The organism is Wenzhouxiangella sp. XN201 (assembly GCF_011008905.1).
Lineage (GTDB): Bacteria > Pseudomonadota > Gammaproteobacteria > Xanthomonadales > Wenzhouxiangellaceae > Wenzhouxiangella.
Window position 1 is genome coordinate 1757688 of sequence record NZ_JAAIVI010000017.1, and the last position, 26304, is coordinate 1783991.

General features: G+C 63.7%; 24 protein-coding genes and 1 other RNA gene. 13 read left to right on the top strand and 12 right to left on the bottom strand.

What is annotated here, in order from left to right; translation table 11 throughout:
- Positions 1 to 105: 105 nt before the first annotated feature.
- The gene (gene dnaK, locus G4Y73_RS08280) at positions 106 to 2046 is read right to left on the bottom strand and encodes a molecular chaperone DnaK (protein ID WP_164231072.1); all 1941 of its coding nucleotides are present in this window, start codon (positions 2044 to 2046) and stop codon (positions 106 to 108) included.
- 115 nt (positions 2047 to 2161) lie between these two features.
- Positions 2162 to 2728 carry a nucleotide exchange factor GrpE gene (gene grpE, locus G4Y73_RS08285; RefSeq protein WP_164231073.1) on the bottom strand — a complete coding sequence of 189 codons (567 nt, stop codon included), beginning with the start codon at positions 2726 to 2728 and terminating at the stop codon, positions 2162 to 2164.
- Positions 2729 to 2865: 137 nt separating this feature from the next.
- Between grpE and recN the strand changes: the two genes are divergently transcribed.
- Positions 2866 to 4542 (top strand): DNA repair protein RecN, encoded by a 1677-nt coding sequence (gene recN, locus G4Y73_RS08290; protein WP_164231074.1) that lies wholly within the window; start codon positions 2866 to 2868, stop codon positions 4540 to 4542.
- Here recN and fur read toward each other — a convergent pair.
- Positions 4523 to 4948: a ferric iron uptake transcriptional regulator gene (fur, locus tag G4Y73_RS08295; protein ID WP_164231075.1), complete on the bottom strand. Its 426-nt coding sequence runs from the start codon at positions 4946 to 4948 to the stop codon at positions 4523 to 4525. The two genes, recN and fur, sit on opposite strands and share 20 nt — an antisense overlap.
- 57 nt (positions 4949 to 5005) lie before the next feature.
- Here fur and bamE point away from each other — a divergent pair, with 57 nt between their 5' ends.
- Positions 5006 to 5452 carry an outer membrane protein assembly factor BamE gene (bamE, locus tag G4Y73_RS08300; protein WP_164231076.1) on the top strand — a complete coding sequence of 149 codons (447 nt, stop codon included), beginning with the start codon at positions 5006 to 5008 and terminating at the stop codon, positions 5450 to 5452.
- A 10-nt stretch (positions 5453 to 5462) separates the two neighbouring features.
- Here the strand turns inward: bamE and G4Y73_RS08305 are convergent, their stop codons facing one another.
- Both G4Y73_RS08305 and G4Y73_RS08310 read right to left on the bottom strand, forming a co-directional pair.
- Positions 5463 to 5771 (bottom strand): RnfH family protein, encoded by a 309-nt coding sequence (locus tag G4Y73_RS08305; RefSeq protein WP_164231077.1) that lies wholly within the window; start codon positions 5769 to 5771, stop codon positions 5463 to 5465.
- Complete coding sequence (locus G4Y73_RS08310) at positions 5761 to 6192, bottom strand: type II toxin-antitoxin system RatA family toxin (RefSeq protein ID WP_164231078.1); 432 nt, start codon at positions 6190 to 6192, stop codon at positions 5761 to 5763. The genes G4Y73_RS08305 and G4Y73_RS08310 overlap by 11 nt, the downstream gene beginning before the upstream one ends.
- A 117-nt stretch (positions 6193 to 6309) precedes the next feature.
- Here G4Y73_RS08310 and smpB point away from each other — a divergent pair, with 117 nt between their 5' ends.
- From smpB to G4Y73_RS08330, 4 genes are all read left to right on the top strand, one after another.
- Positions 6310 to 6774 (top strand): SsrA-binding protein SmpB, encoded by a 465-nt coding sequence (gene smpB, locus G4Y73_RS08315; protein ID WP_164231079.1) that lies wholly within the window; start codon positions 6310 to 6312, stop codon positions 6772 to 6774.
- Between the two features lie 43 nt (positions 6775 to 6817).
- On the top strand, positions 6818 to 7933 hold the full coding sequence (locus G4Y73_RS08320) for a diguanylate cyclase (protein WP_205596520.1): 1116 nt from the start codon (positions 6818 to 6820) through the stop codon (positions 7931 to 7933).
- Positions 7934 to 7988: 55 nt separating this feature from the next.
- Positions 7989 to 8345, top strand: a transfer-messenger RNA (tmRNA) gene (gene ssrA / locus G4Y73_RS08325).
- A 79-nt stretch (positions 8346 to 8424) separates the two neighbouring features.
- On the top strand, positions 8425 to 10209 hold the full coding sequence (locus G4Y73_RS08330; RefSeq protein ID WP_164231080.1) for a sodium:proton antiporter: 1785 nt from the start codon (positions 8425 to 8427) through the stop codon (positions 10207 to 10209).
- Positions 10210 to 10218: 9 nt separating this feature from the next.
- Here G4Y73_RS08330 and rlmKL read toward each other — a convergent pair whose 3' ends face one another.
- A complete protein-coding gene (gene rlmKL / locus G4Y73_RS08335) occupies positions 10219 to 12345 on the bottom strand; it encodes a bifunctional 23S rRNA (guanine(2069)-N(7))-methyltransferase RlmK/23S rRNA (guanine(2445)-N(2))-methyltransferase RlmL (protein WP_164231081.1) in 2127 nt (708 codons plus the stop codon).
- Between the two features lie 112 nt (positions 12346 to 12457).
- Here rlmKL and G4Y73_RS08340 point away from each other — a divergent pair, with 112 nt between their 5' ends.
- From G4Y73_RS08340 to G4Y73_RS08355, 4 genes are all read left to right on the top strand, one after another.
- Positions 12458 to 12754 (top strand): metalloregulator ArsR/SmtB family transcription factor, encoded by a 297-nt coding sequence (locus G4Y73_RS08340; protein WP_164231082.1) that lies wholly within the window; start codon positions 12458 to 12460, stop codon positions 12752 to 12754.
- A 22-nt stretch (positions 12755 to 12776) separates the two neighbouring features.
- Positions 12777 to 13838: an ACR3 family arsenite efflux transporter gene (gene arsB, locus G4Y73_RS08345; protein WP_164231083.1), complete on the top strand. Its 1062-nt coding sequence runs from the start codon at positions 12777 to 12779 to the stop codon at positions 13836 to 13838.
- Positions 13839 to 14046: 208 nt separating this feature from the next.
- Positions 14047 to 14481 carry an arsenate reductase ArsC gene (locus G4Y73_RS08350; RefSeq protein WP_164231084.1) on the top strand — a complete coding sequence of 145 codons (435 nt, stop codon included), beginning with the start codon at positions 14047 to 14049 and terminating at the stop codon, positions 14479 to 14481.
- A gap of 33 nt (positions 14482 to 14514) precedes the next feature.
- Positions 14515 to 15030 (top strand): acyloxyacyl hydrolase, encoded by a 516-nt coding sequence (locus tag G4Y73_RS08355; RefSeq protein WP_164231085.1) that lies wholly within the window; start codon positions 14515 to 14517, stop codon positions 15028 to 15030.
- A gap of 10 nt (positions 15031 to 15040) precedes the next feature.
- Here G4Y73_RS08355 and G4Y73_RS08360 read toward each other — a convergent pair whose 3' ends face one another.
- The 3 genes from G4Y73_RS08360 to G4Y73_RS08370 all read right to left on the bottom strand — a co-directional run bounded on the left by G4Y73_RS08360 (position 15041) and on the right by G4Y73_RS08370 (position 18904).
- Positions 15041 to 15451, bottom strand: coding sequence for a DUF1043 family protein (locus G4Y73_RS08360; RefSeq protein ID WP_164231086.1), 411 nt, complete (start codon positions 15449 to 15451; stop codon positions 15041 to 15043).
- A 59-nt stretch (positions 15452 to 15510) separates the two neighbouring features.
- The gene (locus tag G4Y73_RS08365; RefSeq protein ID WP_164231259.1) at positions 15511 to 16974 is read right to left on the bottom strand and encodes a bifunctional GNAT family N-acetyltransferase/carbon-nitrogen hydrolase family protein; all 1464 of its coding nucleotides are present in this window, start codon (positions 16972 to 16974) and stop codon (positions 15511 to 15513) included.
- 235 nt (positions 16975 to 17209) lie between these two features.
- Complete coding sequence (locus G4Y73_RS08370) at positions 17210 to 18904, bottom strand: amidohydrolase (protein WP_164231087.1); 1695 nt, start codon at positions 18902 to 18904, stop codon at positions 17210 to 17212.
- A 98-nt stretch (positions 18905 to 19002) separates the two neighbouring features.
- Between G4Y73_RS08370 and xseA the strand changes: the two genes are divergently transcribed.
- From xseA to G4Y73_RS08385, 3 genes are all read left to right on the top strand, one after another.
- Entirely contained in the window at positions 19003 to 20370 is a 1368-nt protein-coding gene (gene xseA / locus G4Y73_RS08375) for an exodeoxyribonuclease VII large subunit (protein WP_164231088.1), read from the top strand.
- A complete protein-coding gene (locus tag G4Y73_RS08380) occupies positions 20367 to 20951 on the top strand; it encodes a YigZ family protein (RefSeq protein WP_164231089.1) in 585 nt (194 codons plus the stop codon). The genes xseA and G4Y73_RS08380 overlap by 4 nt, the downstream gene beginning before the upstream one ends.
- Positions 20952 to 21355: 404 nt before the next feature.
- Entirely contained in the window at positions 21356 to 22873 is a 1518-nt protein-coding gene (locus G4Y73_RS08385) for an NAD(P)/FAD-dependent oxidoreductase (RefSeq protein ID WP_164231090.1), read from the top strand.
- 157 nt (positions 22874 to 23030) lie between these two features.
- Here the strand turns inward: G4Y73_RS08385 and G4Y73_RS08390 are convergent, their stop codons facing one another.
- The 3 genes from G4Y73_RS08390 to folP are packed head-to-tail and all read right to left on the bottom strand — an operon-like array spanning position 23031 to position 26194.
- Positions 23031 to 23981: an isopenicillin N synthase family oxygenase gene (locus G4Y73_RS08390; RefSeq protein WP_164231091.1), complete on the bottom strand. Its 951-nt coding sequence runs from the start codon at positions 23979 to 23981 to the stop codon at positions 23031 to 23033.
- Complete coding sequence (glmM, locus tag G4Y73_RS08395; RefSeq protein WP_164231092.1) at positions 23978 to 25333, bottom strand: phosphoglucosamine mutase; 1356 nt, start codon at positions 25331 to 25333, stop codon at positions 23978 to 23980. The genes G4Y73_RS08390 and glmM overlap by 4 nt, the downstream gene beginning before the upstream one ends.
- Before the next feature lie 9 nt (positions 25334 to 25342).
- Positions 25343 to 26194, bottom strand: coding sequence for a dihydropteroate synthase (gene folP / locus G4Y73_RS08400; protein WP_164231093.1), 852 nt, complete (start codon positions 26192 to 26194; stop codon positions 25343 to 25345).
- Positions 26195 to 26304 lie beyond the last annotated feature (110 nt).

A 26304-nucleotide genomic window follows, 5' to 3' on the forward strand; every position in this document is an offset into this window, starting at 1 on the left:
CTGTGCGCTGCCCGGCTCCGATGAGCATTCTGCCTTCCGACGGAGATCCCGGATCAGCGCTGTGCGCTGTCCGGGATGACTTTCGCGATTCGAAAATCGCGAAAGTCACTTCTTGTCGTCGTCGTCCACTTCGGTGAACTCGGCGTCGACGACTTCCTCTTCGCCGGAAGTCGACTCGCCGCCGGGTTCACTGGCAGACTCCGCACCACCCTCTTCGGCCTGGGCCTTTTCGGCTGCGGCCTTGTAGAGTTCGGCACCGGCCTGCTGCAGTTCGTTGACGGCCGATTCGATGGCGTCCTTGTCGTCGCCCTTCATCGCTTCGTCGACCTTGGCCAGCGCGTCCTCGATCTGCTTCTTCGTTCCCTCGTCGAGGTTCTCGCCATTCTCTTTCAGGCTGGTCCGTGTGGCATGTGCCACCGCATCGGCGTTGTTGCGCGCGGCAACCAGCTCATGGAACTTCTTGTCTTCCTCGCGATGGGCTTCGGCGTCCTGGACCATCTTTTCGATTTCTTCCTCGGACAGACCCGAACCGGCCTTGACCTCGACCTTCTGCTCACGCCCGGTGGCCTTGTCCTTGGCCGAGACGTGCAGAATGCCGTTGGCATCGATGTCGAAGGTGACCTCGATCTGCGGCACGCCGCGTGGTGCGGCCGGAATGCCGGTCAGGTCGAAGCGGGCCAGCGACTTGTTGGCCGAGGCCTGTTCGCGCTCGCCCTGAAGCACGTGTACGGTCACGGCCGACTGGTTGTCCTCGGCGGTCGAGAAAACCTGCGCGGCGCGCGTCGGGATGGTGGTGTTCTTCTCGATCAGCTTGGTGAACACGCCGCCGAGGGTTTCGATGCCCAGCGACAGCGGGGTGACGTCGAGCAACAACACGTCCTTGACGTCGCCGGCCAGTACGCCACCCTGGATAGCGGCACCCACGGCCACGGCCTCGTCAGGATTGACGTCCTTGCGCGGCTCCTTGCCGAAGAAGTCGATGACGGCCTTCTGTACTGCCGGCATACGCGTCTGGCCGCCGACCAAGATGACCTCGTCGATTTCGTCGACCTTCAAGCCGGCATCGTTGAGCGCCGTGCGGCAGGGCTCGATCGAGCGCTTGACCAGGTCCTCGACCAGTGACTCGAGCTTGGAGCGCGTGACCTTGATGTTGAGGTGTTTCGGGCCCGACTGGTCGGCCGTGATGTAGGGCAGGTTGATCTCGGTCTGCTGCGCCGAGGACAACTCGATCTTGGCGCGCTCGGCACCCTCGCGCAGGCGCTGCAGGGCGAGCGGATCGTTGTGCAGGTCGAAACCCTGCTCCTTCTTGAATTCGCCGGCGAGGTAGTCGATCAGGCGCAGGTCGAAGTCTTCACCGCCCAGGAACGTATCGCCATTGGTCGCCAGCACCTCGAATTGCTTTTCACCGTCGACGTCGGCGATCTCGATGATCGAGATGTCGAAGGTGCCGCCGCCGAGGTCGTAGACCGCAACCTTGCGATCACCGCCTTCCTTGTCCAGACCATAGGCCAGCGACGCGGCGGTCGGTTCGTTGATGATGCGCTTGACTTCGAGCCCGGCGATCTTGCCGGCGTCCTTGGTCGCCTGGCGCTGCGAATCGTTGAAGTAGGCCGGCACGGTGATCACCGCCTGGGTGACTTCCTCGCCCAGGTAATCTTCGGCCGTCTTCTTCATCTTCATCAGCACGCGCGCCGAAATCTCCGGCGGCGCCATTTTCTTGTCGCCCACCTGGACCCAGGCATCGCCATTGTCGGCCTCGATGATCTTGTAGGGCACCAGCTTGATGTCCTTCTGGACCACGTCTTCCTTGAACTTGCGGCCAATCAGGCGCTTGACCGCATACAGGGTGCGGTCGGGGTTGGTGACGGCCTGGCGCTTGGCCGGCTGACCGACCAGCACTTCGTCGTCCTTGTCCTTGCTGAAAGCGACCACCGACGGCGTGGTGCGATCGCCCTCGGCGTTCTCGATCACCCGCGTCTTGCCGCCTTCCATGATGGCGACGCAGGAATTGGTCGTTCCCAGGTCAATGCCGATAATCTTGCTCATGGTTGTCTGTTCCCGTTCGATTCGTTTGAAATTCGTGTGCGAAATTCGATTGTCACGATGCTTGTCACAATTAACTCGCTGCTAGCCCGATTAGTGGGGCCCGGCAGCCCTCATTTCAATCGTCTTTGCCACTCTCGGGCGCCGCCGTAACAATTACCCGGGCGGCGCGCAGCAGCCGGTCATCGAGCCGGTAGCCCTTCTGCAGCACCATCAGCACCGTGTCGGGCTCGGCGTCTTCACTGGGCTGCATGCTCATCGCCTCGTGCCACTGCGGATCGAAGCGCTCGCCGACCGGATCGAGCACTTCCAGGCCATGATCGGACAGGGCCTTGAGAAGCAGCTTGTGCGTCAATTGCAGGCCCTCGCTCGCCGCGTCTTCCTCACTCGCGTTCTCCAGGCCTTGCTCGAGCCCGTCGATGACCGGCAGCAGATCGCGCATCAGCGCTTCATGCTGGTAGCGCCGCGCCCGATCCATGTCGCGCTCGGCGCGCTTTTGCATGTTGTCCATATCGGCGCGCGTGCGCAAAAGCGCATCGCGCAGTTTATTGACCTCGGCCGCCAGCTCCGCCGATTCCGGCTGTTCCGCCGTCGTCTCGGCCGTTTCAGTCGCCTCTGCTTCCTCGGCCCGGGCTTGTTGCTGTTCCTCGGCCTCGGTCTGCTCCGGTTCGTGTCGTTCCGCCATGGTGACTCCGTTGTGCCTGCAAAATTACCTTGATCCTGCGCGCAACAATGGGGTTGGGTGGGCGCCAATACAACCGGCATTGCCGCGGGTCCCGCTTGATGCTAGTTTGTTGCCCTTCTGGTCCGACCGGAACTCGCATGCTTCGCCACCTTGCCATTCGCGATTTCGCCATCATCAGCGAGGTCGAGATCGACATCGAGCCGGGCTTTACCGCCATCACCGGGGAGACCGGTGCCGGCAAGTCAATCCTGGTCGACGCGCTCGGCCTGCTACTGGGCGACCGGGCCGAATCCGGCCTGATTGCCGGCGATGCCAGGCAGGCCGAACTCGAGGCTGTTTTTTCCCTCACGCACAACGACGGTGCCCGGCGCTGGCTGGCCGAGCAGGCTCTGGACGAGGGCGAGGAGCTGATCATCCGGCGCGTGCTGACCGCCCCCAGCGGCTCGAGAGCCTGGATCAACGGCCGCTCGGCCACTGTCGGACAACTGGCCGAACTGGGTGAGCACCTGGTCGAAATTCACGGCCAGCATGAGCATCAACGCCTGGGACGCGCGGCCACTCAGCGCCGTCTGCTCGACGCGCGCGTCGCCGCCGACAAGCTCGATACAGTCCGCGAGACGTTCAGGCGCTGGCAGGATGCGCGCGCGGCGATGGATGAGTTCGAGCGGAATGCCGGCGACCCGCAGCAGCTCGAATTGCTGCAATTCCAGGTGCGCGAACTCGTCGAACTGGATTTGGGCAATGGGGAGTACGAGCAGCTCGAAACCGAACAGGAACGCCTGGCTCGCGCCGACGATATCCGCCTGGCCCTGGCAAGCGCGGGCAACGCGCTCGACAGTGAACTCGAAACGGCCGCGCGCGGCCTGATCCGGCAGGCCCTGGCGGCCCTCGAGCCGGTGCGTGAATTGCAGCCGGACCTGGAGGAAACGGCCGGCATGCTCGAGGAGGCCGGTATCAACATCGACGAGGCTCTGGCCAGTATCGAACGGCTGGCCAGCGGAGAATCCGGCGACCCGGAACGGCTCGACCAGGTCAATCGACGACTCGAGACCGCGCTCGACCTGGCACGCAAGCACCGAATCCGACCGGCCGAACTGCCGACGCTGACCGACACCCTGTCGCAGCGGCTGGAGCAGCTCGAGAATCAGGGGCAGCGACGGGCGGAGCTCGAAGCGGAGCTCGGTCGGGCCGAAACCGCCTGGCTTGAGGCGGCGAAAGCCCTCAGCAAGGCCCGGCAGAAAGCGGCGAAGTCACTCGCTGAGGCCGTGGCCCGACGGCTTGAGGCGCTGGGCATGGCGACCGCCGGGCTGGCCTTTGAAGTCGACACCGACAACGATGCCCGACCATCGCCCGAGGGCATCGATCGGGTCACCATCACCTTCAGCGCCAACCCCGGACAAGCCCTGCAGCCGCTCTCGAAAATCGCCTCAGGCGGTGAACTCTCGCGCGTGGCGCTGGCCCTGATGCTGGCCGCCGAACACGGCCGGACGCCGCGAACCCGCATTTTCGACGAGGTGGACGCCGGTGTCGGCGGAGAAACGGCGCACGCAGTCGGCCGTTTCCTGCGCGAGGTCGCCGGAGACGGCCAGGCCATGTGCGTCACTCACCTGGCCCAGGTCGCGGCCTGCGCCGACCACCAGTTCAGCGTGGCCAAACACAGCTCCGGCCAGACCACGGCCATGCAGATCCAGGCGCTTGGAGGCGACGAACGTCGGCGCGAGATCGCACGCATGCTCGGCAGCGCCGAGTCGGAGAAATCGCTGGCGCATGCGGCTGAAATGCTGGAGAAAAGCGTCAGTCCTTCTTCGGTCTGACGTAGAGCACCATCGAGTGGTCGATGATTTCAAAACCGTGTTCGCCGGCGATTTCTTCCTGTCGCTTTTCGATGGCCTCGTCGAAAAACTCGACCACTTCGCCCGTTTCCAGGCAGACCATGTGGTCGTGGTGATCGCCCTCGTCCAACTCGTAGCAGGCCTGCTGCGAGCGCCCGGTGCCGTCGTCGAACAGGTGCTTGCGCACCAGGTGGGCTGCTTCGAACTGGGACAGCACCCGGTAGACGGTGGCCAGGCCGATTTCCTCGCCACGGTCGACCAGGGCACGATAGATGTCATCGGCCGTCATGTGCTTCTGGTCGGTGGTTTCGAGCAGGCGCAGGATCTGTCGCCGCGGATGCGTGACCTTCAGGCCGGCCCTTTTCAGCTCGCTGCTTTCTCCAGCCATGTTGAACCTGTGCGATTGAACCCGTGACGATCGAATCATACTGTATCATTGCCAACCATGTCTGAAGCCTCGAAAACACTCATCGTCCTTCGCGCTCTTGCGCTGGCCGGCTCGCTACTGGTGACCGCCTGCGGGAGCATTGTCTACAAGCAGAACATCCAGCAGGGCAACGTACTCGACAACGAAGATGTCGAGGCACTCGAGCTCGGGATGACCAAGCGCCAGGTACGGTCACTGCTGGGTTCTCCTTCGGTCAGCAGCCCCTTCCACCAGGATCGCTGGGACTACATGAATACTTACTCGGCACGCGGCGGCGAACCCACCAAGCGTTTGCTGACCCTGGAGTTCGAAGAAGGCGCCCTCGCCTCGATGTCGGGCAACTACCTCGAAGAGGAAAGCATCGCCAGCGAGGCCCTCGACGAATTGCAGGACGCCGAGGAAACCCCGATCCAGGATCTCGAAAGCCTGCGCAGCGAGGATGATCAAGGCGGTCCGGGAACCTGAACCACGGCCTTCATTTGGCGGCCTTCTGCTCCCTGCGGGCAAGCTCGGCCAGTTCACGCCGGATCGTCTTGGGATCGGCCGTCAGCGGCCGGTAGACCTCGGCACGATCTCCGTCGGAGAGTACGGTTTCCGGCCGGCATTTGCGGCCGAAAATACCCAGCCGCGACTCATCGACTTCCAGACCCGGCAGACGTGACGGCAGATCGGCCCGGGCGACGGCTTCGGCCAGCGTCGTTCCGGCCGGCACGGTCATCGACAGCAGGAGCTGGCGATCGGGGAGTGCGGCGGCAACTTCGATATGAATATTCCTAGCGCCCATGAACCCGCTCCGCGCGGCGCGTGAAATCGTCCACCATGCGATCGGCCATACGCGAGAAGTTGCGCTGAAACGGCCTGAGCAGGATCGAGCCGGCCGCGCTGAAGCGCAGGTCCAGTCCGACCCGGCAGCCCTCACCCACCGGCCGGAATGACCATTCACCACCCAGTTCCTCGAATGGACCGCGTTCGAGCTGCATGATCAAGCGCTCACCCGGCACCAGAGTATTGCGGGTGGTAAATCGCCGCACCAGGCCGCCAAGCGCTACTTCAAGCGTTGCCAGCTGATGCTGCTGATCCTCCTCGTGTACTTCGGCCGACCGCACCCAGCCGAGAAAGCTGGGGTAGCTTTCGACATCCCTCACCAGGCCGTACATCTGATCCGGCGTGTAGGGCACTAGGGCTGAGCGGTGGATTTCGGGCATTGAACGAGTGTGAAGTGTGAAGTGTGAAGTTTAACGGCTCGATGGGGTTGCCGAATGGTGCCAGTGCATCCAAGTTATCATTCTGCGTTCGCCTGAACACCAACAAGAAAGTACACCGTGGCCAAAAAGCAGCCTTCTTCGACCATTGCCCTCAACAAGCGCGCTCGCTTCGAGTACCACCTCGAGGAGCGGCTGGAGGCGGGTATTGCCCTGCAAGGCTGGGAGGTCAAGGCACTGCGCGAAGGCAAGATCCAGTTCGGCGACAGTTATGTGCTGCTCAAGAACGGCGAGGCCTTCCTGTTCGGCTGTCTGATCACGCCACTGCCCTCGGTATCGACACATTTCACCCCCGACCCGACGCGCACGCGCCGCTTGCTGCTGCACCGACGGGAAATCGACCGGCTGATCGGCCTGGTGGAGCGCAAGGGCCAGACTATCGTGCCGACGGCCATGTACTGGAAGCAGGGCAAGGTCAAGGTCGAGATCGCAGTGGCCCACGGCAAGAAACAGCATGACAAGCGGCGGGCCGCGAAGGAAAAGGACTGGGAGCGGCAGAAGGGCCGCATCCTCAAGAGCCATTGACACGGCGACAAGTGCCTTTCGAGGAATCAACCGGAAACGCGGAATGAACAAGGGGAAAACGAACGATGCCGCAGGCGACCGCAAGGCCGCCCTTTTGAGTGACCTCGGTCTGATGCCACGGCGCGTCTATCGCCTGCGCATGCTGGGCATGGGCCTGGCCGCGCCGCCGATCGGTGCCGTGCTGATCGAAAACGGTGCCGGCTGGCCGAGCTGGGCACTGCTGGCCTTCAGCGCACTGATCTGGCCGCAACTTGCCCTGCTGCTGGCCCGCTCCAGCCGCGACCCCTACCGCGCCGAGCTGCGCAACCTGATGATCGACTCCGCAGTGGCCGGGTTGTGGGCGCCGCTGATGCACTTCAACCTGCTGCCCAGCGTGCTGTTGATTACCCTGGCAACGGTCGACAAGATCAGCACCGGAATTCGTGGCCTGTGGCTCTGGTCATTGCCGGGCCTGTTCGCGGGCCTGCTCGGCGGTGCGCTGGTGACCGGCTTCCGGTTTCAGCCCGACTCAAGCATGTCCGTGATCCTGGCCTGCATGCCGTTGCTACTCATCCATACCATTGCGGTCAGTCTGACCGGCTATCGCCTGGTACGGAAGGTCCAGCGTCAGAACCGCCAGCTCGACGAGTTGAGCCGTATCGACATGCTGACCGGCCTGGCCAGCCGCGGGCACTGGCAGGCGCGGGCCGAACTGATGCTCCAGGCACGCCACGGCGGCGGCGATTCGGTCAGTCTGCTGCTGATCGACCTCGACCACTTCAAGGCCATCAACGACGAGCACGGCCATATTGCCGGCGACGATGCGCTGCGCGGCGTCGCCGGCGTCATTCTCCGGCAGATCGGGCGCCGGGATGTGGCCGGCCGCTTCGGCGGCGACGAACTGGCCATTGCAATGGAAGGCGACGCCGAAGGGGCATCGGCCCTGGCCGAGTCCATTCGCGCGGAAGTCGCCGGGCTTGACCTGCCCCACCTGCACGGCGATCGCCTGACCGTCAGCATCGGTTTCGCCGCGGCCCGCGACCGCGATCTGGGCCTGCGCGAATGGCTCGAGTCCGCCGACCGCGCGCTCTACCGCGCCAAGGAGTCCGGCCGCAACCGCGTCGCCGGCCTGATCGACGCCGACGGCAATCCGCTGCCCCACCCCGCTCCGGGCATTTGAGTCCATACGCGTTGCGGAACTCTGGCAAAGACTGGTAGTCTGACTGTACGACTTCGGGGGCGTTCTGGCTTCGACGCGGATTGGACGTACCCTGGGGCATGCCGAGGTCTCAACTCACCTCGTAAAACAAGTTGAACAAAAGTTAGTTGCCAACGACGACAACTACGCACTGGCTGCCTAAAAACCAGCCTGCTCTCCGCCGGTTGAGCCTGCGCTTCCGACCGGAGATCATTTAGCAGGATCGCGTCATGTCGCGTCTCTGGGCATGGCGTTAAATCAAACAGAGACTGGTCGTTGCGTATGCCCTGCCCCTCGGGCGGCGTAACGATGAGAAAAAATCGAGCGGGCTAAGCATGTAGAACCAGGATCAGATGGTTCGCGGACGCGGGTTCGACTCCCGCCGCCTCCACCAGATCCCCGACGAAAGAGCCGGCCGCAGGGCCGGCTTTTTTGTGTCCGGCTTTCGCCCGATGGACTGCTAAACTCGGGCCATGCACATCGCCACACTCCTGTTGATCATCCTGGCCGCCGGGCTGGCCAGCCAGTGGATTGCCTGGCAGATTCGCCTGCCAGCGATCGTGATCCTGATCGCCAGTGGCCTGGTGCTCGGCCCCGTCTCGGGCGTGGTCGACATCGCCATCGCACCCGAGGAACTGACTGAACTGATCGGCCTGGGCGTGGCGATCATCCTGTTCGAGGGCGGGATGGATCTCAAGCTGGGCGAGTTTCGACGCGTTGGCCACGGCATCACGCGACTGACCACCCTCGGCCCGCTACTGGCCTGGCTGCTAGGCGCACTGGCTGGTCACTACGTGGCGGGCCTGACCTGGCCAGTGGCCATCGTGCTCGGCGCCATTCTGGTTGTGACCGGTCCCACGGTGATTCTGCCCCTCCTGCGTCAGGCCCGCCTCAACAAGGACTCCGCCTCCCTGCTCAAGTGGGAAGGTATCGTCATCGACCCCGTGGGCGTGCTGCTGGCCGTACTGGCATTCCAGTACTTCACCTTGCATGGCGAAGACTGGTCGGATGTCTTTCTGGGCCTGGGCAAGGCGATCTTGATTGCAGCTCTTCTCGGCGGCCTGGGCGGGTGGCTGACCGGCTGGCTTTATCGGCGCGGCGCCGTTCCCGCCCACCTCAAACCCCCCATGTTGATGGTGCTGGTTCTCGCCGCGTACTGGGCCAGCAACCTGGTTCAGCATGAAGCCGGCCTGCTCACCGTGACGGTCATGGGGGTAGTGATCGGAAATATGCAGCTGGTCGAGCGAGAGCCCCTGCGCCACTTCAAGGAGAACCTGACGGTCGTACTTCTGTCGGTACTGTTCATCGTCATTCCTACCCAGCTCGACGTCTCGCACCTGCAGTTGATCGGTCTGTCCTCGATGCTGTTCGTGCTGACGATACTCGTGGTCGTGCGTCCGCTGACGATTCTCCTGGCAACCATTGGCGCGCCCATGCGCTGGCAGGACAAGGCCTTGATGGCCTGGATTGCGCCGCGCGGAATCGTGGCCGCGGCCACGGCCAGTATCTTCGGCCCTGGCTTGGTTGCCGCCGGGTATGAGGAAGCGCAAATCCTGATGCCGCTGGTGTTCCTCGTCATCCTGGTGACCGTCATCGTGCACGGCATCACGCTCGGCCCGCTGGCCCGCAAGCTCGGCCTGGCCGCAGAAGAGGAGAACGGCCTGCTGATCGTGGGTGCCAACGACTGGACCCGGGCCTTGGCCAACGAACTCAGGGATCACAAGATCGACGTGCTGATCGCCGACGGCTCCTGGTACCGCCTCAAGCCCATCCGCATGGACGGCACGCGGACCTACTACGGCGAAGTCCTATCCGAGCACGCCGAGCACGAGCTGGAGGACGAGGACCTGAGCTACCTGCTCTGTGCGACCGATAACGATTACTACAACGCCCTGGTCTGCAAGGCGATGGGCGGCGAATTCGGCCACCACCGGACTTTCCAGCTCGCACCGCCCAAGGAGTCGAGCGACGAACAGCGACGCCTGACACTGCAGCAACGAGGCTACTTCGCCTTTGAACCGCCCATCGATGCTTACTCGCTCCACGACCGAATGAACGAGGGCTGGGTCTTCCAGACCACGCGCTTGCGCGAAAAATTCACCATGGAGCAGCTCGAGGAAAAGCTGGGCGAGCCGGGCGAAGACTGGCTGCTGATCGGCAGCGTTTCGCCGGACGGCAAGTTCAGGCTCTATTCGAGCGAGCACCCTTTCCGTCCCGACTCCGACTGGCTGCTGCTCTACTTTGCGCCTGAACGCTGAGACCGGCGCTCAAGACTGCCTGTGTCGGAGGAACCAGCACTGGTGAATTCTCTGGCTGCGTTCAAAGTCCTTGGGAATTGACCAGCGCGTTCGGTCCTCCGCGGCGTAGGTCGACTTGACGGCCGAATCGAGTTTGAAATTGCGCAGATTCGTGGAGAACACCAGGACCCCGCCACTCGTCAGCCGCGCCATGGCCCGCTCGATCAGTCCAGCGTGATCGCGCTGAATGTCCAGGCTGCCTTCCATGCGCTTCGAATTGGAAAAACTCGGCGGATCGAGAAAAATCAGGTCGAATTCGTCCCGGCATTTGTCCAGCCACTCGCGCGCATCGGCATGAATGGTTGTGTGGCTGCGGTCATCATGGCCGTTCAGCGACAGATTGCGGCGCAGCCAGGCCAGGTAGGTCTTCGACAGGTCCACGCTGGTCGTGGACGCCGCGCCACCCACCGCAGCATGCACCGTCACCGCACCGGTGTAGCAGAACAGGTTGAGCAGGCGCTTTCCGCCGGCATGCTCGCCCAGCCAGCGGCGTACCGGGCGGTGGTCTAGAAACAGGCCAGTATCGAGATAATCGGTCAGGTTGACTTCCAGGCGACAGGGCCCTTCATTCACTACCAGGGTTCGTGACTGCTCACTCATCCGGTTGTACTGCTCGGCGCCGCGCTGGCGGCGGCGTACCTTGAAGACCATCCGCTCCGGTGGCACCCCCGTGGCCGCCGGGATGGCACTGAGCGCGGCGCGCAGCCGTCCCTGCGCCTTGCCCGCATCGACGCTGCCGGGCGGTTCGTATTCCTGCACGTGCAGCCACTCGCCCGATTCGCTGCCATAGACGTCGATCGCCAGGGCGTACTCGGGAATGTCGGCGTCGTATAGCCGGTAACAGCTTACGTCCTCGCGGGCGCGCCATTTCCTGAGCTGACGTTCGTTTTTCTGCAGGCGGTTGACCAGGTCCGGCGCCGCCTGCCGCCCCGTCGATTCGGCAGCGGCATCACCGATCTCGAAGCGCTCGAGCCTGCACTCCAGCGGACCATTGAAGAACTGCCAGCTCTTGTCGGGCCTGAGACCGATCTGACAGCCGGCACCATTGAGCACCATCGCGCGCCAGCCCGGAAAACGCGAACGCAGGGTTTCGCCCAGGCGCAGGTACAGGGGCAGCAGTTCGTGCTGCTCGCCGATGCGTTCACCGTAGGGCGGGTTGGTCGCCACCAGGCCGGTCGCGACACCGGATGGTACCGAGGCCGCCGCGATTTCACGCCGCTCGACGTGAATGCGGCCGCCCAGCCCGGCGCGCTCGACATTGGCCATGGCCAGCCTCACGGCTTGCAGGTCGTTGTCGAAGGCCGCGATCGGGGGCAAGCGTTCCATGCCCGCTTCCTGGCGCTCCAGGGCCTCGTCGACCAGGCCCTTCCAGGCCGCATCGTCGTGCCCGCGCCAATGCAGGAAACCAAAGCGGGTGCGCAGCAGCCCGGGTGCCGTGTCGGAAGCCATCCAGGCGGCCTCGACCGCCAGCGTGCCCGAGCCGCACATCGGATCGACGAACCCGCCACCCCCCGCTGCAATGGCCGGCCAGTCAGCCCGGTAGAGCATGGCGGCGGCGAGGTTCTCTTTCAGCGGTGCGCTCACGCCGGTCTCGCGGTAGCCGCGCTTGTGCAGGCTCTCACCCGACAGGTCGATGGCCACGGTCACGTGATTGCGGTGCATGTGGACATTGATGCGGACGTCCGGCTCGCGCACATCCACCGAGGGCCGGCCGCCACTGGTCTCACGCATTTGATCGACGACGGCGTCCTTGACGCGCTGGGCGGCGAAACGGCTGTGCGTAACAGCGGACTTGATACCGGTGAAGTCCACCGCCAGGGTGTTGTCCGTCCCGAGATGCGCCGCCCAGTCGATCGTTCCAGCGCCGCGATAGAGTCCGTCGTCATCCTCGGCCTCGAATTCGGCCAGCGGCAGCAGCACCCGGTTGGCAATTCGCGACCACAGGCAGGCACGGTAAGCCGCCTCCAGATCGCCATCGAAGGTCACACCCCCGCGTTGGGCGTGGACGCCATCCAGTCCGATGGATTCGAGCTCGGCGGCAAGCAGGTCCTGGAGCCCGCGCGGGGATGTTGCGAACAGGGAATGGCGGTCTGGCATCGATGGACACGTGTCGGGGCAGCGGAGGTTCGTGAGTCTATCGAATCACGCCCGGGAACGTCGGCATGATAATATATCGTTCATCGACGATTTACTATGGAAATGGCGGCGGATGCCTCATCCCCAGATTGCTTCGGACGATGCCATCGCGGCAACAGCCCGCGCACTCGGACACCCGGCGCGCGTTCGCATCGTTCGCCTGCTGCTCGAACGCGAACGATGCATCGGCGGCGACATCGTCGATGAAATCGGCCTGGCGCAATCGACCGTTTCCGAGCACCTGCGCATTCTCAAGGAAGCCGGCATCGTGGTCGGAGAAATCGAGCGTCCGCGCGTGTGCTACTCGCTGTCGTCCGAGCGCCTGGCCGAACTATCCGAGCTGATTTCGCAAGTGAAAAGCTGCTGCTGACCTCTGAAAGGAACTCCGTGTAGTGACCGAACAAGCGCAGAAGCGCCTCTCCTTTCTCGACCGCTTCCTGACCCTGTGGATCTTCGTGGCGATGGCGATCGGTACCGTGCTCGGCACGGTCTTTACCGGTCTGCCCGCGGCACTGGACGCCGTTTCGATCGGGCACACCAACCTGCTGATTGCCGCCGGCCTGATCCTGATGATGTATCCGCCGCTGGCGCGCGTGAAATACGAAGAACTGCCGCTGGTTTTTCGTGACAAGCGCGTGCTGCTGCTGTCGCTGGTGCAGAACTGGCTGATCGGGCCGGTGCTGATGTTCGTCCTGGCCGTCATCTTCCTGCGCGATCACCCCGAGTACATGACCGGCGTGATCCTGATCGGGCTGGCGCGCTGCATTGCCATGGTCATCGTCTGGAACCAGCTTGCCGGCGGCAACAACCAGTACGTGGCCGCTCTGGTCGCCTTCAACTCGATCTTCCAGCTGATCTTCTTCAGCCTCTATGCCTGGATCTTCCTGAGTGTCCTGCCGCCGCTTCTGGGCCTGGAAGGCAGCATCATCGATGTCGGTTTCGGCACCATTGCCCAGGCGGTGTTCATCTACCTGGGTATTCCCTTCGCCGCCGGCTACCTGAGCCGCCGCATTCTGATCAAGCGGCGTGGCACGGATTGGTACGAAAACACCTTCGTGCCGACCACCGCGCCGATCACGCTGTTCGCCCTGCTATTCACCATCGCGACGATGTTCGCGCTCAAGGGCTCGGCGGTGCTCGGCTTGCCGCTCGATGCCCTGCGTATCGCCGTGCCGCTGGTGATCTACTTCGTGGTGATGTTCATCGTCAGCTTCTGGATGGGCAAGTTGATCGATGCGGACTATCCAAGGACGACCGCCATCGCGTTTACCGCCGCAAGCAACAACTTCGAACTGGCCATTGCGGTGGCCATCGCCGCCTTCGGCCTGGCCTCGCCCGTGGCCTTTGCCACCGTCATCGGACCACTGGTGGAAGTGCCGGTGTTGATCAGCCTGGTCACCGTGGCGCTATGGTTGAAGCGGCGGTGGTTTGTGGCGGGTGCACCTGGGCGGTAGGCAGTCGCAGGTATCAGGTGGCGCTACTTTCTAGATTCATTTTGTCCACAGATGAACACAGATAAACACAGATGAAGAAAGGACGTTTTCCCGCGGCAACCGGCAGGCGCAAAGTCAGGAATAAGCGCATTAGACTTCCGGGGCACTTGTTTAATCAATATCTGTGTTCATCTGTGTTCATCTGTGGACAGTCTGGTTTTTTCGACCCATGAGCAAACAGCGAATCCTCTTCCTGTGTGTCGCCAATTCGGCCCGTAGCCAGATGGCCGAAGGGCTGGCCCGCGAGATACTGGGGGGCCGGGCCGAAGTGATGAGCGCCGGTTCGGAGCCGACCACCGTCAACCCCTGGGCGGTCAAGGCGATGGCCGAGGTCGGCATCGACATCGGTGGCCACCACTCCAAGTCAGTGGACGCGTTCGATCCGGCCGACCTGGACCTGGTCATCACGCTTTGCGCCGAGGAAGTCTGCCCCACCCTGCCAGCCGGCGTCGAACACCTGCACTGGCCGGTTCCGGATCCGGCCACCCGGGACGCAGCCACGCTCACTGGAGAGGAAATGCTCGATCGCTTCCGCAAGGCGCGGGATCTGATCCAGTCCCGACTGGAAAAACACTTCGGCAGCCGGAACGATGCTGTGGTTTAATCTGGCATCGAACCAAAACGCGAGACTTGCCGCATGCATATTCGGCTCATTTCGATACTGGTCCTGACCGCATCGCTTGCCTTTCCACTCCGGGCCGCGGAACTGATGCTCGCACCGGGCATTACCAGCGAAGGCGAAACCACCGCCAATATCAGTCTGGCCTTCGACTGGAACCAGCGCTGGTTCGAGAGTGAAACCGGCCACCTGGGCGGGTACTGGAACGTAGCTTACACCTGGTGGGAAGCCGGGCGCTTCGGCAGTGACGAGCACTCGGTGTCGTTCTCGCCGGTACTGATCTATCGCTTCAATACCGATGGCTGGCAACCCTTCGTCGAAGGGGGTATCGGGGCGGCGTATTTCAGCGACGATCATGTCGGTGATCGTCGCCTGGGCTCACAGGCCCAGTTCGAGGATCGTTTCGCCGTCGGTGTTCAGCTAAGCGAGCGCGACGCGCTACGGCTAAGGGTCATCCACTACTCCAACGCCGGCCTGGAAGACCCCAATCAGGGCATCAATTCCTGGTCTATCGTCTACAGCCGCAAATTTTGATCCAGGCCGGTCAGGAAGATCGGCCGTCTTCAGAGTCGTCGTCGGCAGGGGGCTTTGAGGACGAAGACTGCGTGGACTGCGCCGACGGCCGGTAGTCAGGTGGTGCGCCGATGTGTCTCAGGCGGACCTCGCGGTGGCTGACCTGCGGCATGCGCTCGCGCACGGCTTCCTTGTCGACCAGGCGCTCAGCGCCATCGCTCAAGTGGTCGAAAACCGCCTTGTAGCTGTCAGTCAGCTCGTTGATCAGCTCCGCGGTCTGAACGAAATGCGCATTGACTTCCTCGCGGAAGTGCTCGTTTTCCTTCTTCATTTCGTTCACCGACATCGGCCCCGCCCGGCGTACGGCAAATATCCAGACGGCGCCGGCACCAATTGCGGCCCCGGCAATCAGACCGATGATGGTCCATGTAAGCGCGCTCACTTTGAATCTCCTGCCTTCAAGCCAGTCTCCATCATAACAATCGGGACATTACGAGCCCGTTATTCGTCGCTATCCTTCCAGCGCAGTTCGTAGAGGTCGTGGCGACGGTCGGCCAGGTTGCGCACCGAGCCGTGCGAACGGATTTCGCGCAGATTGTCGAGGTCGAGATCGGCAATCAGCATGGTCTCGGTGTTGGCCGTGGCCTCGTGGGCGATGGCGTCGTGCGGAAAGGCGAAGTCCGAGGGCGTGAATACGGCCGCCTGGGAGTACTGCATGTCCATGTTCTCCACCCGCGGCAGGTTGCCGACCGAGCCGGTGATCACGACGTAGCACTCATTCTCGATGGCGCGCGCCTGGGCGCAGCGCCGGACACGCAGGTAGGAGTTCTTGGTATCGACCCAGTAGGGCACGAACAGGATGTTCATGCCGCCGTCGGCCAACAGGCGTGGCAGCTCCGGGAACTCGACGTCGTAGCAGATGAGGATGCCGATCTTGCCGCAGTCGGTGTCGAAGACCTTGACCTTGTCGCCACCCTTCAGGCCCCAGTAGCTGACCTCGTCGGGCGTGACGTGTACCTTGTACTGCCGATCCCAGGTCCCGTCGCGCCGGAGCAGGTAGCAGACATTGCGCAGGCGCTCGCCATCGTACTCGGGCATCGAGCCGGCGATGATATTGATGTTGTAGGACACCGCGAGCTTGAGCATCTGATCGCGGATCGCCTCGGTGTAGCCGGCGAGTTGGCGCACCGCCTCGGCCGGACCCTGGTCGTTCCAGGGCGCCATCAACGGTCCGTTGAAAAACTCGGGGAAGAGCACGACGTCGGCCTGGTAGCCGGAGACGGCATCGACGAAATACTCGATCTGGCCGTAGAGATCATCGAGCGTCTTCATCGGCCGCATCTGCCACTGCACGGCCCCGATTCGCACGTCCGACGGCCGCCCGCCGATCATCTTCTGGGCACCCTCGTCGTGGTAGATGTTGACCCATTCCAGCAGCACGGCATAACCGGCCGAATCCTTGTCGTCCGGCAGGTAACCCTTGACGATGCGACGCACCTGGAAGTCGTTGGCCAACTGGAAGGTCAGGATCGGATCGACCAGTTCACGCGCCCGCACCCGGGCCACGTACTGCTGCGGCTTCATTTCGTCGGCGTATTGCTTGTACCCCGGAATCCGGCCACCGACGACGATACCGCGCAGATTGAGGTTCTCGCACAACTCCTTGCGCGCGTCGTAGAGGCGACGCCCCAGGCGCAGATCGCGATAGTCGGGATGGACAAAGACATCGACGCCGTAGAGCACATCGCCGTTGGGATCGTGGGTGGTCAGGTAACCGTTGCCGACGATGTCCCAGTAACGGTGGTTCTGGCCCCAGCGGCTGTACTTGACGATCACGGAGATTGCCGCGGCGACGACCTTGCCGTTGTCCTCGATGCAGATCTGCCCTTCCGGGAAGCGCGTGACCTGCGACTCGAACTGTTCCCGGGTCCAGGCGCCATCCAGGCCCTTGTAGACCCGGTCCATGATCTCGGCGATATCGTCGTAGTCCTCGATCCGCGACTGGCGCAGGATCAGGCGATGGGATTCAGAGTTGCTATCAGAGTGGCTCACTGGTGCGATCCGGTTGCGTGATGGTTCGTGAAACCGCAGATTGCGCAGATTAACGCAGATTGTGAAAAACAATTACAAATCCCTCGAAAGTCGAGGGCTATGTGGCTAGATCCTTGACTTCCGGGCTTTGCGCCCTGAATGCTTTCAATCATAAATCTGCGCTAATCTGCGCAATCTGCGGTTCCCCTCTCTCCAGCTGTTCGAAGACGGTCTCCCCGCCGAGGACCGTGCGCAGCACTTCGATGTCGTCCAGGTCGGCGGGTTCAACTTCGAAGGGATCGGCATCTACGATGATGAAATCGGCCTGCTTGCCGACTTCCAGGCTGCCCACCTGTTGCTCGGCGAATCCGGCGTGTGCCGCATCGATCGTGAAGCCGCGCAGCGCCTGCTCGAGCGTCAGGGTCTCTTGCGGCCGCCAACCGCCCGGCGGATGGCCGTCACGCTGGCGGGTGACGGCCGCATGGATGCCCAGCCAGGGGTTGACCGGCTCGACCGGGAAGTCGGAGCCCAGGGCCAAACGAACGTCGTGTTCGAGCATGGTCGACCAGGCATAGGCCCCCTCGAGCCGCGCCTCGCCCAGGCGCTCACCGGCCCAGCGCATGTCGGAGGTGGCATGGATCGGCTGCATGCTGGCGATGATGTTGTGCTCGGCCAGGCGCGGGATATCGTCGGGATCAATGATCTGGACGTGCTCGATGCGATGGCGGCCGGGATTGGAGGCATCCTTGGCCTGGCCGGCCGCCAGGGCATCGATGGCCTGGCGGTTGGCGGCATCGCCGATGGCGTGAATGCCCAGCTGCAGGCCACAGCCAATCGCCCGATCGACCAGGGCCTGCAGCGCATCGTCGGACTCGAACAGCAGGCCGCTGTTACCCGGATCGTCGCTGTAGTCTTCCAGCAGTGCGGCACCGCGACTGCCCAGGGCACCGTCGGCGTAGAGCTTTACCGATCGCGCCGCCAGTCGTTCACCGTTGTAGCGGCCGTTTTCACACAGCCAGTCGAGCATGGCCTCGTCGCCATCGGCAAAAGCGGTGATGCGAACACTGAGCTCACCCGCTGCCTCGAAACGACGGAACAGATCGAAGTCGTCGACGCTGGCGCCCATATCATGGACACCTGTCAGGCCGAATCGGGCCATCTCCGCCAACGCCAGTTCGAGCGCCTGCTCACGCACGGCCGCATCGGGCTCGGGCATGGCGTCCTCGACGAAGCGCATGGCGGTGTCGATCAGAATACCGGTCGGCTGACCGTCATCATCACGATGAATGTCGCCACCCTGCGGCTGCCAGTCGCCCGCCAAGTCGCGGGTCGCCTCGTTCAGGGCCGCGGAATTGGCCCAGCCTGCGTGACCATCGACGCGCTCCAGCCAGACCGGTCGCTCGGGGAAGGCCTCGTCCAGGTCGGCGGCTGTGGGAAACGCCCGGCCTTCCCAGCGCGTCTGATCCCAGCCGCGCCCGGTCAACCAGGCGCCTTTCGGCAGCTTTTCCTCCTGCGCGCGCAGGATCTCGATCACTTCCTCGACGCTGCCGGCCGGAACCAGGTCGGCCTGCAGCCGCGCCAGGCCCAGACCCATGACATGAGCGTGGGCGTCGATCAGGCCTGGCAGCACGGTTCGGCCGCCGGCGTCGTACAGCTCCAGATCCGGATTCTGCGCGCGCAGCTGCTCGGCGTTACCGAGAAAGGTAATCCGACCTTCCTCGTCCCAGGCCATGGCTTCAACCCGCGGCTGGTCGGCCGACAAGGTGTGAATCCGAGCATTGACCAGCCCCCCGGCCGCAAACGCCGGCAGGGTCAGGGTGGTCAGCAAGAGCACGATTGCAGGGCGCACGAAGCGAGGGTACATGGGCTGTCCTGATGTTACTGAAAGGGCCGTCAGTCTCCAATGCCGTCACGATTTCGTCAAGCGCGGGTCCGGCGACCGGATGCGTATAATCGGCCATCATGTCACTGGCCGCCCCCGGACCCGAAACCCGCGTCTATCGCCCCGCAGAACTGAACCGTGAGGTCCGCCTGCATATCGAGGCGGGCTTTCCCCGGCTGTGGCTCTCCGGCGAGATCTCCAACCTGGCCCGGCCGCCGTCCGGCCACCTGTATTTCACGCTCAAGGATGAACGTGCCCAGATTCGCTGTGCCCTCTTTCGGGGCAACGCAGCCGGCATCGGCTTTCGGCCGGAAAACGGCATGCAGGTGCTGGTACGCGGGCGCCTCGGCCTGTACGAACCGCGGGGTGACTACCAGCTGATCGCCGACGGCCTGCTCGAAGCCGGCGCCGGTGCATTGGCCGAGGCTTTCGAAGCACTGAAGAAGAAGCTCGAGGGCGAAGGGCTGTTCGAACCGGCTCACAAACAGGAATTGCCGCCATGGCCCGAACGGATCAGCGTCGTCACCTCGCCATCCGGAGCGGCCATTCGCGACATCCTGCAGACCCTGGCCCGTCGCTGGCCCCGCGCCAAAGTGCGCATCTATCCCAGCCAGGTGCAGGGCGAGACCGCGCCGGCCGAACTGGTGCGCGCGCTGAAGGCCGCTGACCGGCACGGCTTCGGCCAGGTCATCCTGCTTGCCCGCGGCGGCGGATCGCTGGAGGACCTGTGGGCCTTCAACGATGAACAACTGGTCCGCGCGCTTCACGCCTGCAAGACTCCCGTGATCAGCGGCGTCGGTCACGAAACCGATGTCACCATTGCCGACTTCGTCGCCGACCTGCGCGCTCCCACGCCGACGGCCGCCGCCGTGGCGGCCACACCCGACGGCCCGGAACTGCTGAAACGCCTGCGTCGGCTCGACACTGAAATCGGGCGCAGCATGCAGCGCCGACTGCAGGAAGGCATGCAGCGGCTCGACCATGCCGAAAGCCGGCTGAAGCAACAACATCCCGAGCGACGGCTGGATGAACTGGCTCGCCGCCGGGAGGAATTGAGCCGGCGCGCGGAAGGGGCGATCAAACGTCAACTCGATGCGTGCCAGCGGCGCCTGCAAGGGCTCGAGACCCGTCTGGCCGGCCGCCATCCGCGCCGCCAGATCGAGCAACTGGGACAACAGATCAGCACGCTCCGCACGCGACTCGATCGGGCCGCGCAATTTAATCTCGAACGCCGCCGGCAACAACTTGCCAGCGTGGTCCGCGCGCTCAACAGCGTCAGCCCCCTGGCGGTCCTCGAGCGCGGTTACGCCGTCGTGCGAAGCGACAGCGGCCAGGCCCTGACCCAGCGGGATCAATTCACTAAAGGCAATAAAATCAATATATTGATGGACGAATTTGAAGTAGATGCAGAAGTCTTGAACGCGCCTCGGGACACCCGCCTGGAATGAGCTACCGCCTGATCGAGCCGGTCGTGCATGAGGCTGAAATCAAGAAGAGTCGCTTCATCGCCCATGCCGCCTGTGCCGACGACGAATCGCAAGCGCGTGCTTTCATCGAGCGGGTCGCCGACCCGGCCGCCAACCACAATTGCTGGGCCTGGCTGATGGGCCAGAACTACCGCTTCGACGACGACGGCGAGCCCGGCGGCACGGCCGGTCGACCGATCCTGCAGGCGATCGAAAGCCAGGGATACGATTTCACGGTGGTCGTGGTGACCCGCTTTTTCGGCGGCATCAAACTGGGCACCGGCGGACTGGCGAGAGCCTACGGCGGTACGGCCAACGAAGCCCTGCGCACCGCCGAGGCGGCGCCCATCATCCCGAAAGTCCGGCTGCGACTGAGCCTGCCGTTCGAGTTCGTCGATGCGGCTCACCACGCCCTGTCGGAGTTCGAGGGCGACAAGCTCGACGAGGAATACGACAGCGAGGGCGTCACCTTGATTGTGACGATCCCCGCGGCCAGCCGTCAGGTCTTCGCCGAACACCTGAGGAATCTCGCCAAGGGGCAAGTGCGAATTGGGAGAATCTGAGGGCTTCGCTCAGGCGCATGAATTTTCAAATTCGAAGCACCAAGTACCAAACAAACTCGAAGCACCAAGCACCAAATCTCAAACAAATTCTAATGATCGAAATTCGAATGACCCAAACAAAGACCTCGGGCGTGCGGGCCGAGTTGTTTGCGATTTCGGCGCAGCCGAAGCACGGAGCCGAATGCGGAAACGAGCCGGCGGATGTTTGAGCGCAGGCCCGAAGGGCCGGAGCGAGTTCCGCCGGCGCCGCATTCGGCGAGTACTGGAGGGTACTTCGCGGCGAACGCCGCGAAGCCAGCCGTATGAGCAAGCGACTCGGCACGCATGCCCCCCACCCCGCAGAACAAGCCGCATGAGCGAATGGCGCACCCCGCACGGCCGCCCTCGGCTAGACTGATCAAACGATGCCTGCCGACGCCCAGCACCTGTCCATTGCCATCATCGGCGCCGGTTTTGGCGGACTGGAGACAGCCATCCGCCTGCGCCAGAGCGGTCGCGATGACTTCGTGGTTTTCGAGAAGTCCGCTGGCGTCGGCGGCACCTGGTGGGTCAACCGCTATCCCGGCTGTGCCTGCGACGTGCCCTCGCAGCTGTATTCACTTTCCTTCGCACCCAATCCGGACTGGACACGACACTACGCGCCGCGATCTGAAATCCAGGCCTACCTGGAGGGACTGGTCGCCGAACACGGACTGGCCGGGCAGATCAGGCTGGAAACCGAAATTACGCGGGCGGAGTGGCACGAAGGGGACCGGCGCTGGGTACTGACCGACCAGCACGGCCGCCGGTATACGGCCCGCGTTTTGGTCAGCGCACTGGGCGGCCTTTCGCGGCCGGCCTGGCCGGACTTGCCGGGGCTGGACGAGTTCACCGGTCAGGTCGTGCACTCCCAGCAGTGGCCCGACGACCTCGATCTGGACGGGAAACGCTTGGCGGTTGTCGGTACCGGCGCTTCCGCGGCACAGTTCGTCCCGCAGGTGGCGAAGCGGGCCGGCTACCTGACGGTCTTCCAGCGCACGCCGGCCTGGATCATTCCACGCCGTGACCGGCCGATTGGACCGATTTGGCGGCGCTTGTTCCGCCGCGTTCCGCTCCTGCAGCGCCTGGCTCGATTCACGATCTACGCGCGTAACGAACTGCGCGTGCCGGCGCTCCTGCGCTGGCACTGGCTGGGTGCGGGACATCGCTGGCTGGCCAATCGCCACCGACGCGCTCAAATCGAGGATCCGGAGATCAGTGAGAAGTTTCGGCCGAATTACGATATCGGCTGCAAGCGCGTCATCCTGTCTGACGATTTCTACCCGACCTTCAACCGCGACAACGTTGCCCTGGTCGACCGTGCAGTGGCGCGCGTCACTGAGAGCGGTGTGGTCGACGCTGATGGCAGACATCACCCGGCCGAGGTTCTGATCCTGGCGACCGGATTCCGCGCCACCGAGCCGGTGCCGGAAGGCCTGTTCATTGGCCGCGACGGATGCGACCTCGCTGACCGCTGGCGCGACGGCCCAGCGGCCTACAAGGGCACGACAGTGCATGGTTTTCCCAACCTGTTCATCCTGCTCGGCCCCAACACCGCCCTGGGCCACAGTTCGGTCTTGCTGATGATCGAGTCGCAGATCCGCTACCTGCTCTCGGCCCTAGACCATCTCGAGGCCGAGAACGGGGCGTTCGAAGTCAAACAGGAAGCACAGACGCGCTGGAATAATTGGGTCGAGCAGCGCCTGTCACGCTCGGTCTGGAATGCCGGCGGCTGCAACAGTTGGTACCTGCACCCCAGAAGCGGGCGCAACACCACCATCTGGCCGGGATTCGTCTCCGACTTCCGACGCCGCCTGCGCCAGTTCGACCGAGACGCGTACCAAGCGAATGCTTCAGCTCAGGAAACCGCAGATTGCGCAGATTTACGCAGATTGGGAAAATAATCCAGAGGTTGCGCCGATTAGCACTGCTTGTCAGCGGATTCACTGCAGCGATTGACCAAATCTCCAGGTACGCTCTTCAAATCTGCGCGAATCTGCGTAATCTGCGGTTTCAGGAACAACCGGCCCAGACATTCAGACAGCTGGCAAATATCAGCGACTACTTGAGCAGCCCGATCTCGTGCAGGCGCTCGAGCAGGTAATCGTGCGAGGCGATCGGCTCGTAGCGATTCGGATTGTCCTCGCTCGCGCAGCCCGGCAGCGTCTCGATGACGAAATCGGGATTGGGGTGCAGGAAAAAGGGAATCGAGTAGCGCGAGCGTTTTGCCGCCTCACCCGGCGGATTAACCACCCGGTGCGTGGTCGAGGGATAGACATGGTTGGTCAGGCGCTGCAGCATGTCGCCGACGTTGACCACAATGGTGCCCGGCAGGGTCGTGACGGCAATCCAGCGCCCGTCGCGGGTGAGGACTTCCAGGCCCTGCTCGCGTGAGCCCACCAGGAGGGTGATCAGGTTGATGTCCTCGTGCTGTGCGGCACGAACCGCGCCTTCCGGGGCATTGTCGATCGGCGGATAGTGCAGCGGCCTCAGGATGGAGTTGCCGTAGTGGGTCTTGTCGGCAAACCAGTCCGGCTCGAGACCCAGATCACAGGCGGCAGCCGAAAGGATCCGGTCGCCGACGGCCTCGAGAGCGTTATAGACCGCCAGGGCCCGCTCGCGAAAATCCGCCACTTCCTCGGGCCAGACGTTGGGAAGCAGAATGTCCGGGTGCGGGTTCTCTTCGGCGGCCAGTTCGCGGCCCACGTGCCAGAATTCCTTGAGATCGGGAACGTCCCGGCCCTTGGCGTGCTCGACGCCAAAGCCGGTGTAGCCGCGTGCCCCGCCCTTGCCGGGCTGGTGGTAGCGCAGCTTGGTCTCATCGGGCAGCGCGAAGAACTCGCGAAAGGCTTCGTAGGCCTGGTCGATAACTGCGTCGTCGATGCCATGGTCGGTAATGCCGACGAAACCGAACTCGCGCCAGGCCTGGCCGAGCCGCTCGCTGAAGTCGCCCCTGTGACCGTCGAACTCGGCCAGGGAAAGAACGGGAATACCGGTGTCGTGTGTCGTCATGAGGTTAATGCCTGCTCGACCGAGCCGGCCAGTTCCTCGGCCAGCTGTTGTACCTGATTGGAATCGAAGCCCTCGACCGTCACGCGCACGACCGGCTCGGTGCCGGAAGGGCGCAGGATGACACGACCACGTCCGTCGAGCACTTCCTCGACGCGGCGCACCGCGGAGTCGATGTCCTCGTTGCCGTCCAGTACCGCGCGGCCGTTGCCGCCGCTGGGCACGTTGATCATCACCTGCGGGCACTTGGTCATGCCGCCGGTCAGGTCGGCCAGCTTGCGGCCGCTTCGGGCAACCACCTCGAGGACCTGGAGCGCGCTGACGATGCCACAGCCGGTGGTGGCGCGGTCCAGGCACAGGATGTGGCCGGAGGACTCGCCGCCCAGTGCCCAGCCGCGTTCGACCAGGGCTTCGTGCACGTTGCGATCACCGACAGCGCTGCGAACGAATTCGATGCCGCGTTCGGCCAGGGCCTGCTCGAGCCCGAAGTTGCTCATCACGGTCCCGACGATACCGCCCTTGAGCACACCGTCGGCGTGACGGGCCTGGGCCAGTACATAGAGGATCTGGTCACCGTCGACCATCTCGCCGCGGTGATCGACCATGACCACCCGGTCACCGTCGCCGTCGAAAGCCACGCCCAGGTCCGCGCGCTCCGCCGTGACCATGCGGGCAAGGTTTTCCGGATGAGTCGAACCGCACTCGCGGTTGATATTGAGCCCGTCGGGCCGGTCGAAGATGCTGATCACCTCGGCGCCAAGCTCCCGGAAAACCTCCGGCGCAATGCGATAGGTCGCGCCGTTGGCGCAGTCGACCACGATTTTCAGGCCCTCGAGGCGCGTGCCCCAGGTGACGGTGCCTTTGCAGTACTCCACGTAGCGGCCTACGGCATCGTCGATGCGGCGCGCCTTGCCCAGCCGTTCGGGCGCGGCCTGGATCAACGGCGCTTCCAATCGCGCTTCGATGGCCGCCTGCAACCTGTCGCCAAGCTTCTGGCCATCGCGGTCAAAGAACTTGATGCCGTTGTCCTCGAACGGGTTGTGCGAGGCCGAAATCACGATACCGGCGGCGGCATGCATGCTGCGCGTCAGGTGGGCGATGGCCGGGGTCGGCATCGGACCGAGCAACAGGATGTCCACGCCGGCGGCCGAAAAGCCGGCCTCCAGCGCCGATTCGAACAGGTAGCCGGAGATGCGCGTGTCCTTGCCGATCACCACCGCGGCGTCCTCGCCGAATTCCTCGACCAGGACGCTGCCGGCGGCCCAACCCAGGGAAAGCATGAAATCGGCCATCATCGGCGGCGTACCCACACGCCCGCGAATGCCGTCGGTTCCGAAGTACTTGAAGTCTGCCATGCCCATATTCTAGCGGCTGTTGGATGCGTCACGAACGGCTTGCCACACTTTCAGCGCATCGACCGTCTCGGCAACATCGTGGACACGCACAATCGAGGCGCCTTTCTGCGCCGCCAGCAGGTGGGCCGCCACGGAGGCGGCGACGCGTTCGTCAGGGCGTTCGCGGCCGGTGATCGTACCGAGCAGGCGCTTGCGCGACAGGCCGGCCAGCAGCGGGAGTCCCTCTTCGGCCAGCTCGTCGAGGCGGGCAAGCAGCTCGAGATTGTGGGCCAGCGTCTTTCCGAAGCCGAAACCCGGATCTAGCACGATGCGTTCGCGCCCGATACCACCCGCTTCGCAGGCGGCCACTCGCCCGCGCAGGAAATCACGGATATCACCGACCACGTCGTCGTACTGCGGGTTGTCCTGCATGTTGCGCGGTTCGCCCAGCATGTGCATCAGGCAGACAGGCACATCGAGCGCGGCGACAGCCTCGATCGCCCCTTCTGCGCGCAGAGCGCGTACATCGTTGATCATGGCCGCCCCGGCCGCCACGGCCTGACGCATCACGCCCGGCTTGGCCGTGTCGATCGACACCGGCACCCGGGTTTCAGCCACGATTCGCTCGATCACCGGGATCACCCGATCCAGTTCTTCATCCTCGGCAACCGGCTCGGCGCCAGGGCGGGTTGATTCGCCGCCGATATCGAGCAAATGCGCGCCCTGCCCGGCCAGGGCCAGGGCATGCTCGAGGGCCCGATCCACTTCCAGGAAACGGCCACCGTCGGAGAACGAATCGGGCGTGACGTTAACCACGCCCATGACCAGCGGTGTTCCACCGCGCCGCGCCTGATGAATGCGGGCAATCAATTCGGAGTGCATCGGGTTTACTGTGATCGCGACAAAAGTCCAGACACGAATTCTAATCCTTCGCTGCCGTCTACCGTTGAGCAGATGGCGGGACCAGAATGTCGGAAAACGGAATGCGGCGG

Bases quoted from the DNA above. Each gene is read 5' to 3' on its own strand.
- glmM (WP_164231092.1), bottom strand. From the start codon at position 25,333: ATGGCAGACTTCAAGTACTTCGGAACCGACGGCATTCGCGGGCGTGTG.
- G4Y73_RS08310 (WP_164231078.1), bottom strand. From the start codon at position 6,192: ATGCCCGAAATCCACCGCTCAGCCCTAGTGCCCTACACGCCGGATCAG.
- fur (WP_164231075.1), bottom strand. From the start codon at position 4,948: ATGGCTGGAGAAAGCAGCGAGCTGAAAAGGGCCGGCCTGAAGGTCACG.
- folP (WP_164231093.1), bottom strand. From the start codon at position 26,194: ATGCACTCCGAATTGATTGCCCGCATTCATCAGGCGCGGCGCGGTGGA.
- G4Y73_RS08340 (WP_164231082.1), top strand. From the start codon at position 12,458: ATGCCTCATCCCCAGATTGCTTCGGACGATGCCATCGCGGCAACAGCC.
- G4Y73_RS08305 (WP_164231077.1), bottom strand. From the start codon at position 5,771: ATGGGCGCTAGGAATATTCATATCGAAGTTGCCGCCGCACTCCCCGAT.
- dnaK (WP_164231072.1), bottom strand. From the start codon at position 2,046: ATGAGCAAGATTATCGGCATTGACCTGGGAACGACCAATTCCTGCGTC.
- G4Y73_RS08380 (WP_164231089.1), top strand. From the start codon at position 20,367: ATGAGCTACCGCCTGATCGAGCCGGTCGTGCATGAGGCTGAAATCAAG.
- rlmKL (WP_164231081.1), bottom strand. From the start codon at position 12,345: ATGCCAGACCGCCATTCCCTGTTCGCAACATCCCCGCGCGGGCTCCAG.
- recN (WP_164231074.1), top strand. From the start codon at position 2,866: ATGCTTCGCCACCTTGCCATTCGCGATTTCGCCATCATCAGCGAGGTC.
- G4Y73_RS08350 (WP_164231084.1), top strand. From the start codon at position 14,047: ATGAGCAAACAGCGAATCCTCTTCCTGTGTGTCGCCAATTCGGCCCGT.
- G4Y73_RS08365 (WP_164231259.1), bottom strand. From the start codon at position 16,974: ATGGACCGGGTCTACAAGGGCCTGGATGGCGCCTGGACCCGGGAACAG.
- G4Y73_RS08355 (WP_164231085.1), top strand. From the start codon at position 14,515: ATGCATATTCGGCTCATTTCGATACTGGTCCTGACCGCATCGCTTGCC.
- xseA (WP_164231088.1), top strand. From the start codon at position 19,003: ATGTCACTGGCCGCCCCCGGACCCGAAACCCGCGTCTATCGCCCCGCA.
- G4Y73_RS08330 (WP_164231080.1), top strand. From the start codon at position 8,425: ATGCACATCGCCACACTCCTGTTGATCATCCTGGCCGCCGGGCTGGCC.
- grpE (WP_164231073.1), bottom strand. From the start codon at position 2,728: ATGGCGGAACGACACGAACCGGAGCAGACCGAGGCCGAGGAACAGCAA.
- G4Y73_RS08390 (WP_164231091.1), bottom strand. From the start codon at position 23,981: ATGACGACACACGACACCGGTATTCCCGTTCTTTCCCTGGCCGAGTTC.
- G4Y73_RS08385 (WP_164231090.1), top strand. From the start codon at position 21,356: ATGCCTGCCGACGCCCAGCACCTGTCCATTGCCATCATCGGCGCCGGT.
- bamE (WP_164231076.1), top strand. From the start codon at position 5,006: ATGTCTGAAGCCTCGAAAACACTCATCGTCCTTCGCGCTCTTGCGCTG.
- G4Y73_RS08370 (WP_164231087.1), bottom strand. From the start codon at position 18,904: ATGTACCCTCGCTTCGTGCGCCCTGCAATCGTGCTCTTGCTGACCACC.
- G4Y73_RS08320 (WP_205596520.1), top strand. From the start codon at position 6,818: ATGAACAAGGGGAAAACGAACGATGCCGCAGGCGACCGCAAGGCCGCC.